The 8,628-nt window shown below is 51.7% G+C and carries 9 protein-coding genes; all 9 read right to left on the minus strand.

The window, feature by feature from the left end:
- Nucleotides 1-74: 74 nt before the first annotated feature.
- Nucleotides 75-470, minus strand: a complete 396-nt coding sequence (locus Pla52nx_RS27270; RefSeq protein WP_146519841.1) for a rhodanese-like domain-containing protein — start codon at nt 468-470, stop codon at nt 75-77.
- Between the two features lie 213 nt (nt 471-683).
- On the minus strand, nt 684-1,196 hold the full coding sequence (locus tag Pla52nx_RS27275) for a hypothetical protein (protein WP_146519842.1): 513 nt from the start codon (nt 1,194-1,196) through the stop codon (nt 684-686).
- Nucleotides 1,197-1,256: 60 nt separating this feature from the next.
- On the minus strand, nt 1,257-1,649 hold the full coding sequence (locus Pla52nx_RS27280) for a hypothetical protein (RefSeq protein WP_146519843.1): 393 nt from the start codon (nt 1,647-1,649) through the stop codon (nt 1,257-1,259).
- 117 nt (nt 1,650-1,766) lie between these two features.
- A complete protein-coding gene (locus Pla52nx_RS27285) occupies nt 1,767-2,528 on the minus strand; it encodes a hypothetical protein (RefSeq protein WP_146519844.1) in 762 nt (253 codons plus the stop codon).
- 72 nt (nt 2,529-2,600) lie between these two features.
- Nucleotides 2,601-3,050: a hypothetical protein gene (locus Pla52nx_RS27290; RefSeq protein WP_146519845.1), complete on the minus strand. Its 450-nt coding sequence runs from the start codon at nt 3,048-3,050 to the stop codon at nt 2,601-2,603.
- The gene (locus Pla52nx_RS27295) at nt 3,044-4,621 is read right to left on the minus strand and encodes an ISKra4 family transposase (protein WP_342190269.1); all 1,578 of its coding nucleotides are present in this window, start codon (nt 4,619-4,621) and stop codon (nt 3,044-3,046) included. Before Pla52nx_RS27295 ends, Pla52nx_RS27290 begins: the two co-directional genes overlap by 7 nt.
- A gap of 547 nt (nt 4,622-5,168) precedes the next feature.
- The gene (locus tag Pla52nx_RS27300) at nt 5,169-5,933 is read right to left on the minus strand and encodes a hypothetical protein (protein WP_146523728.1); all 765 of its coding nucleotides are present in this window, start codon (nt 5,931-5,933) and stop codon (nt 5,169-5,171) included.
- A 160-nt stretch (nt 5,934-6,093) separates the two neighbouring features.
- On the minus strand, nt 6,094-7,206 hold the full coding sequence (locus Pla52nx_RS27305) for a hypothetical protein (RefSeq protein WP_146523727.1): 1,113 nt from the start codon (nt 7,204-7,206) through the stop codon (nt 6,094-6,096).
- An 854-nt stretch (nt 7,207-8,060) separates the two neighbouring features.
- A complete protein-coding gene (locus Pla52nx_RS27310; protein ID WP_146523726.1) occupies nt 8,061-8,573 on the minus strand; it encodes a hypothetical protein in 513 nt (170 codons plus the stop codon).
- Nucleotides 8,574-8,628 lie beyond the last annotated feature (55 nt).

Below are 8,628 nucleotides of genomic sequence, written 5' to 3' on the forward strand. Positions count from 1 at the left end.
AGGGATGCCTTCTGAGGAACGGTATATTCTTGGTCGCCCGGGTTCTCGATGATCACTCCAAATTGCTCAGCGTCTCACTCGTATTTCGATTTAATGTCGTCGTACCCACCTGCGTTCTCAACGTTGGTGAACCCGAGTTCCTCAAGCTTTGTTTTCGCTTTTCCCGCTCTGCCGCCAACGGCACAGTAGACGACAATTTTCGCGTCTTTGTCATCAGTCACGTTGCTGATTCTCTCTGCAATCTCCGTGTGAGGAATGTGAACTGCCTGTTTGACATGTCCCGAGTCCCACTCTTCCTGAGAACGAACGTCGATCACGATCACATCGGGTTCGGTTCCTGTTTCGCTGCCAGCCTGAACAGGAGCAACATCTGCCGACACAGCGGTGTCTTGGTCTGTACTCACCGACGACGTCTGCGTCGTGCATCCGACAACGGCTGAGGCAAACAAACAAATCAAAACCTTTCGCATGGAACCATCTTTCGCTAGAGTCAGTTCGGACGGTCAATCTCAAGTGTCCATGGAACATTCATGAACCGACTCGATAGCCTAAAACGTAAGATCAACCGAAAACACCCCTCAATCCTAATCGATGCTCCGTACGTGCGCAATACGGCAGGATGAATCCTAGGCAGAAGTCTCACCACGGCGCTGACGAGACTCTGCATGCGCCAATCAACTTGCTTACAGCCCTCCGACCACTGATCTGAAGAAATCACGGCAAGTTGCACTCCCCGCTCGCTCTGAACATTGATGGACGATCTCGAGCCCGCGACCTTTCCATTTCACACGATTCACAATGGCTTCGGCGGCAAATAACAGGGCATCCAGGAATTGCTCTGAACTCTCGGCGCAAGCCATCGGTGCAACTTCGGGCGAATCATGATGCAACATCCAAATCTTACGCTCATGATCGACCACAAGTGGATCCGCTTCGCAGAACCCGAACCGAACTCCTCCTTGCGTAGGCACAACACCCGAATCAAATCGTACGATCCCGATCGCAACGGCTGAGCAATCAAACGCCGTCACCAGTCGCTCAACCTCCGTGCTCACTGGCCCACCAGAGTTTCTCGGTTTTGCGTCAAATGCGGATTGAATCTCCTCGATCTCATCAGCGTCAAGTCCGTACTCAGCTAGGTCCTTGGCTCTGGGCATGAATGCTCGCAGTGAATTTGCAAATGCAATTGCATCCATCAACCAATCCCCTATTCACGTGGTTCTTCTCGGGAGCCTCATAGGCTTCAGACACCGGAATCATTCAAAGATCTTCTGCAACGATTGAATTGCATCAATGATCAGAGTGGCCTGAGTATCAACAAACTCTATGGGCGTTTCGCCTGCTCTTGTTTCAAAAAACTCGCCCGGGACGAAATCCCCGTAGCTGGACACGAAACATTTCAGTGCTTCACAGGATTCCTTCATCGACGTCCGAAAACTTGCGTCGTTATGAAAGGCTTGCAGTTCAACATCAATCATCCCCGGGGGTGCGGCCAAACCCTGCTGCTTGAGTTCGCTGATGAAATGCTCGACTCCGGCGTGGAGGTACTCGTCGCCAAAACACTCTTCCGCGAGCAAACCCACTAGCAAGCAAACTTGGTCGTTGAGCCGCACGGCTCGACTTCGAAATTCAATGTAGCTTGATGCCATTGAAGCATTTTCCCTAGGACAAGGCTCGGGACATTATCTCTTCCACTTCAAGATCCCTCTCCCGTTACGTGCTATCGCAAAGACTCCGTTCAATTCGGTTTGAATTCGCACCGAGATTCAATCGAACAGCTTGTTGTTTCGCCGGAATTCCAATCCCGTCAATCCTGCATCTCGCAAAGCCTCGTACAGTTCCCGTCGAACGTATGTCTCCGTCGCACTCAGTTTTCCCATGCCGAAGATGGCAGGCTTGGGGGCGTGTCCCGCCATGAATGTCAATTTTTTGTAGGCGAGCCGATTGAAACGTTTGCTTCCTTCCAGCTCCCCTTTCATCGCTTGAACTTTCTTCTGCTTCAAGTCCTCAACCGAAGAGACTTCGACCAAGTGCTTCGGGCTACCCGACATTTCCTCAAGATAGAATTCACACTCACCAATGTCGATATCTTCCATCAAGACATGATTGGCAACGAAGAGCAAGGTGTACCGCTGCACCTCTTTTCCGCGACGCACTTCCGCTTTGTACTTTTTTGATTTACCCAAATCAAATTGCTCGAAAACAGCAAGTGCTTTGTCGCTAAGCAAAAACGCGTGAGACCAAAGCCCTGCCGACAACACGTCAGTCCACTTGGCAGCTCGACTTAACTCTAGCACGATCGGTTCGTGCAGGGACTTGGGAAAGCGGTCCTGATACAGATCACCATCGTCTTCCAAATACTCCTTGCTTGTATCAAGACTTGCCTGGGGATAGTCTCCGACCTCGGATCTCTCTGTCGAGAGCATTGCGGCAACAAAGTTTCGTGAGGCGGATTGATCGCCAATGAACCGATCAACCTCGCTTTCGATTTGCAAGACAAGATCGTCCAACTCAGAATGTTCGTCCATTTTGTTCGTCCAACTGTGGAATGCGGATAGTCAACAGGTGAAATCAAAGGCCTGACCGCCTTGATGGCTGTACTAAAGATCCTCGTCGTACAACTTAATCAACATCTCGGCTTGCTTCACTGTAGGACTAACCTGAAAAGGATCACCTACGTATGCAAACTCGGGGATCTCTTCGTCACCATTTGACGACTTCCGCTCGATCACTCCTTCCCAATACCTCAAAGCCTCTATCAATAAATCAGAATCAAAGGTGACTGACTGGGCGGTGCCGAAAATACTCTCCAAGAAAGTCCATTGCTGTGTTACGACGAGCTTATGTCCATTACCCAATAGCTGAATAGGCCCACCTGAATCCGGCAAAATTGCAGCGAGTGATTCATTCAGGTAGTGACGACAAGAAGCAACTGCCTTTCCTACATCTTGTGTCAGGAAATTTCCTATGACTTCAAAAGGTGGGTCAAAAACGGCGATCCAGATCTCGTCACTTAAATCGAGTGTGACCGGCAACCCGCCGGTTAACATGCCATGGTAAGCGGAGTGTAGTGGCAGACCATGTTACGGTTTGGATGGGTGCTCTCGCTCAACTCCGTGACTCGCTGTTTGCAGAATTTATCCCAGTAGTCACTCTGAAATACCGCCCGCACGTTGAGCATGCTCCGTGCAGCTTCCAGCGTCCAACGCATCCCGCTTCGTTCCATGCGGTCCTTTACCAAGTGCCCGCACGCGCCTTCGATCACACCCGAGGCAATCGGGTAGCCTGCAGCAAGATATTCGTCGTAACGCATCCGATCCTTGTGTTTCTCGAAGTAACCACAGATGCGTCGAAGGTCTTTGAGTTTATCGCCCTTGAGTTTCCCAAGCGAACCCATTCGACGTAGCCCTCGGATCACCCCGTTGACCTCACCACGCAGGATTTTCAGCAATCGCTCCCGCGTAAACGCTGCTCGCTTTTCGCTGGATTTCTCGAACAATGACGAAGCCTCCCACACGTAAGTCGCTACGTGAATGATGTCCAAGATTGGCACCACTAATGGATCGTCGCCTAAGTGTAACTGCGCGACTTCCCAGAGGCTCTGCTGACCGTCCATTAACAGAATGATCACTTGGAGTTTCTTTCGGCGGACACTGACTTGATCTGCGAGCCATGCGATCCCCTCGTGGATACCGCTGATGGGAACCTCCGTATCGTCGTCCACGAAGGTCGCGGGAAAGTGAGCCGATGTGTGCTTGTGCTTTGGCCGCGGTCGTTTCTTTTTGCTCTTGCGTGATTGCGTGCCGGGTTCTTTGTCATCACGGAACAAGGCAGCGACAATTTGCTCGGCTGTGCGAACATAGGGATCGACGGTGTAAGCACTCGTGACCGTTGCCATGCGACGGTTTCCGGGCCGTTTCTTTGCTGTCTCAAAAGCAGCCACTTTGGCGGCATCGTCTTTGATTAAGGGAACGCCCTTGCAGTCGGCCGAAGCGACGAGAAGCTCGGCTTCATCCTTCTTTTTGGGCGTCGGCAAGTCGTCCAGAAAGGCATCGGCCTCGACCCCCATTCTCTGGCTGGTCTGTTCGAGCGTGTCGATCGAGAATTTCGCTCCGAAAACGAGTTCGAGATTATCAGCGGCCTGGTTGAATGCGGATTCGACGCAGAACATTTGGGAGAACTCTTGGAGCAGGTACGACCAGCGGTGCTCCGGCAGTTGCATGCGGGCGCTGATCGGATGCAGTTCGATTCTCTTGTTCTTTCCCGGGCTGTAGGTGTACTGTTGAAAGGCGTGTTCACCGAAAATCGACCGAACCACCGTGTCGGTCGGTTTCTCGCTGCGTCGCAGTGTTTTGCCTGATTCGCTGACCGCTTGATCACCAAGGTCCCCCTTGCCTTGGAGTTTGGTGAAGAGCTCCATCGCCAGAAAGCCGGTTTTCAAGACAAGATTCCACACGGCACGCTCGGTTTCATCGAAAGACTGGCCGCATTTAGAAGCATTGACGACGTGTTCTCGGATGGTGTCGCCGCACTGCTGCAGTTTCTCGGCGATTTGCTCGGGCGACTGCGGAAAAGAAGACGAAGTGGGGTTGTCAATATCGCTTGAATGTTCGACGCTCATTTCAGCGGCCTCCTGCCTTTGATACCTGGAAGTTAGAACCCAAATCATGGCAGGTTGGCCGCTTTTTGTTTACCCAGATTCCGCAATGCTCCGCAGAAGCCCCGCGGGTTGCCGGTCACACTCACTTAAATCGACCACTCTGCCAGAAACTCTCGTATTCATATTCTGCCGTTTAAGCATTTTGCCACGCTGAATGAGCAACACCGTCCCTTAAAAGCGTCTTGATTTTCGCATCTTTCGGGTAAGTTTAGCGGATCACGCTTGGAGGAGCGTGGATTGGACTTGGAAAACGAAAACGCGAGCACCAGCAATCGTTTTAGTGGCAACCACCTCAAACTCCGCTGCACGCACGATGTGTCCCCTGGGTCACAGCATCAATCCTCAAACAACATCAGCACGCGGCGAATGAGTCGTCGGAGTTGCGCCCGCAGCGACAATCGAAGTCCACTAAACCAATCAGCGCAGGACTGCTCAGTAAACGGAACCGCTTTCTGTCTTCACTCAAACTCGTCCACGAACACGACAGGTTGGGGGGCAGCTCGATTTCCTACAGAAACAATCGAGTATTACTGGCAAATTGAAGTCCAGACACACCTGCTTTCAGCAAAGCGTCTCGCAGCGGAGTGGAAACGTACGTTTTTGTGTCCAATTGACTCATCCCGAAAATGTCAGCTGAAGGTGCGTGTCCTGGCAGCAGCTGAACCTTTCCCATTGCGATCCTGGAAAACGGCTCGCTGTCGGGTAGTGACCCTTCGTTTGCCTGCTGGACTTTCGCCAGGTAATCAGCCTTGTCAACGACTGCTATCTCGCCCAATGGATCACTGAGCATATCGACCAAAAAACATTCAGTTCTAGGAAAGTCGACATCGTCCAGCGTCACGTGGTTGCAAATGAAGATGTAGGTGTAATCCCTCTTCTCTTTCTTCTTGCCCAGAACCGCCGCTTCGTAGTACTTCACGTTCCCCAGATCAAAACGTTTGAAAACTTCCAACGCTGTCGAGTTCACGAGGAGACAAAAGTACTTGATCGACGCGGACAACACATCGGTCCACTCTGCCCCACTTTGCAGTCGCAACTCAATCGGATTGCCAGCCGGCTCGGGGAACCGGTCAAAGTACAAATACCCATCGTCCTGGAAGTCACCGTTCGCTTTCGGAGGGGCCGCCTGCGGATACACTCCGACGATGTCCTCGTCTAAACAAAAAGACAGCTCGACGACGGAATCGCTCCCACTCCTCCCCTTTGAAATGCTCTGGGACCTCAACTCCAATTGCTCAGCCGCTTCGTCAAGCGATGACTTTTTCTTACTCATCCAAGGTTCCTGAATTGATGGAAGCGTTTCGTTACGAAACAGATCAAGAGTCACAGGGTACCAATATAGCTCGATGGCGATAGCGTGCGTGGTCGCGGGCGGCGGTACCGAAATGAGTAAATTGGTTGCGTTGTTTTCATCAATCCGATTCAGATAGCCTTTAGCTATTTCGATCGCTCAAATAACTAGCGAGTCTATCGCGATCAGACGACAAGCCCTTCAACCCAAACCACCTAGAAATGTGATTCACAAACCTTTCTTCGTCGCCCCACAAAGAATCATTTTCAATGACGGCGTTGAGAACAATTCTTTGCGGGCAAGTCAACTTCTCTGCCCCATCCTCAAAATTCAGCCTGTCTGGGAAATACGCTCTTACGATCTCAACGCATGAGTCGCTCAGCAACACATTTGAATGACTCACGCGTTCTGCAAATGCCCGCGCAACATCATCGCTTGATAGAAATTCGCTCGAAAGAAGAATTCGCTCCGCAATGACCACGACATTTGGATGAAACCATGGAAAAATGAAATCATTGGTGAGATCTGCGGGGAACCCATAGGCGAATTTTTCGATTGCTTGCTTCGGATGACGGCAACATTCAACAAGAGCTAAAAACAGGTCCAAGTCTGACGCCAGCTTGACCGGCGAAACGGTGACCGCCGTGACAAGTCGTTCCTCAAACGACAACTCCTTCGGTCCAGCAAAGCAAATCGGAACCTCTGCATAGCTTGATAGTTGATTTGCTGCCATCCTGAGCCCGGCTTTGTCGATCGGTTCCTGCGAACGTTCCCAAAACTCCTGCAACCAACCAGATGGGTCGATCATGGAACGACGCTGGAACTTCCTCTCCAACAAAGCAGCATTCGTGACAACGTAAGACAGAACGCTCAGAAAGCCTGGGTGAGAGGAGTTCGCGCTAAGCAATGAAGATTCAGATTCCCCAATCAGGTCGGTGCAAGCAATCGCTATCTCAAAAACTTGTGAGTCGGCTCCTGACTGTTCAAGACTCTCTTTGCAGTTTTCCAGCATCCGACCAGCCAACGAACCAGATCGCAACGATGCCTTCCCCCCAGCGAGAAATGTTTTGATCAGCGGATCGAGACAATGGGGAAAGCAATCGTAAACGCGTCCGTAGTCAACGCCTGAGCTTTCCCACAATGTGGCCAAAGCTGCACCAACCACCTTCTCATCCGAACCATTGAGCTGCCGAAACAATTCCGGAAACTCTTCACAATCATCTTCCTCGCTCTCCAATTGCTGCCAATCAACCATTGTCTCTCCGAGTTGATGTCAAACGCCATTTACAGCTCTTCCTCGCCGAGTGGAGTACGCCGCTGGGCCGACAGTCTAAATGCAGCGAGCTTCCACTCCGAAAGCGGCTAGCTTTCACGCTCGATCCGGCCGGGAAAACGGGACAACAGCCCCAATAAGATAGCAGCAGCGGATCGAACCCTGGCCTGCAAAGCCATCGCCACGAGGAAACCCATCGCCTGCCTTCACCTCGCGGCACCACCACCGACCCACCCCATGAAGCGACGCGTCCCTCAAATCGCTTCTTCTCGCGTTCGACGAGCGGGTGACGCATAGCAGGAGAGTCGATGGGCATCAACTGAAACGCAAAGAGCTCCACCGGATGAATTCACAGTGCCTCGCACAAGCTTCGCCCGAACCCTCGTAATCCAGGTCTTCGCGAAAGCTCGCTGCATGCAACACACCTCGTTGTGGGGACAAATACAGTCAACCTCTTTGAGCGGCCCGTGGTGAGCTTGGCATCAAGCTGGCGATCCTGCTAGCAGAAAACCAAATCGCTAACGATCACTTTCCGCTACACAGAGGCCCGCCCCCTTGTTTTTCCCCAAGCAAAGTGCTGTGTCCCCAGGGTGGTTTTGTGACCTTCATCGTGAAACAGTGCCCGTCGACCATCACCCCGAGTGATCAGGTGATAGATAGCCGCGAGGAACTGGAAGCGGTGAGGACGAGGCATGATCAACCTTGGAGCGGAGCACGATCAAACGGCAATTGAATCCAGAACCGCCGAAAACCCAATGCAAGGCCTGACCCCAGCGAAGCTGCTTCATGGCAAGCAAAAATATCAACACTTCACGGAACGGTTACGATTTTTCTGCCTACAAACCACCAACCACCGACCTGTAGAAACCGAGGTACCCACTCCCCCCCGCCCGCTCGGAACATTCACGAGCAACTTCGATACCGCGACCTTTCCAGCCCACTCGATTAACAATTGCGTCGGCGGCAAAAAGCATGGCATCCAGGAAACGTTCAGAATCCTCAGCGCAACCTATCGGGTCAGCATCAATAACGTCGTGATGAAGCATTAAAATCCTACCATCACCATCCACGACTAGCGGATCTGCTTCACAGTACGCAAATCGAGTCCCTCCTTTAACGGATGTGACACCAGAATCAAATCGCACAATCCCGATCGCAATGGAGGAACAATCAAATGCCGTAACCAGATGTTCAACTTCCGTGTTCTTTGCCTCATAGGTCTGTCTCTGCTTCGCGTCAAATGCTGATTGGACATCCGCAATCTCTTCAGCGTCCAGCCCGTACTCCTCTAAATCCACGGCGGAGGGCATCAATGTTCGAAGCGAATTTACAAATGCAACTGCATCCATCAATCAAATCCAAAAGCTGTGTCCAACGACTTCTTTTCTACCCAACCCGGCCCAA

The organism is Stieleria varia, from assembly GCF_038443385.1.
Lineage (GTDB): Bacteria > Planctomycetota > Planctomycetia > Pirellulales > Pirellulaceae > Stieleria > Stieleria varia.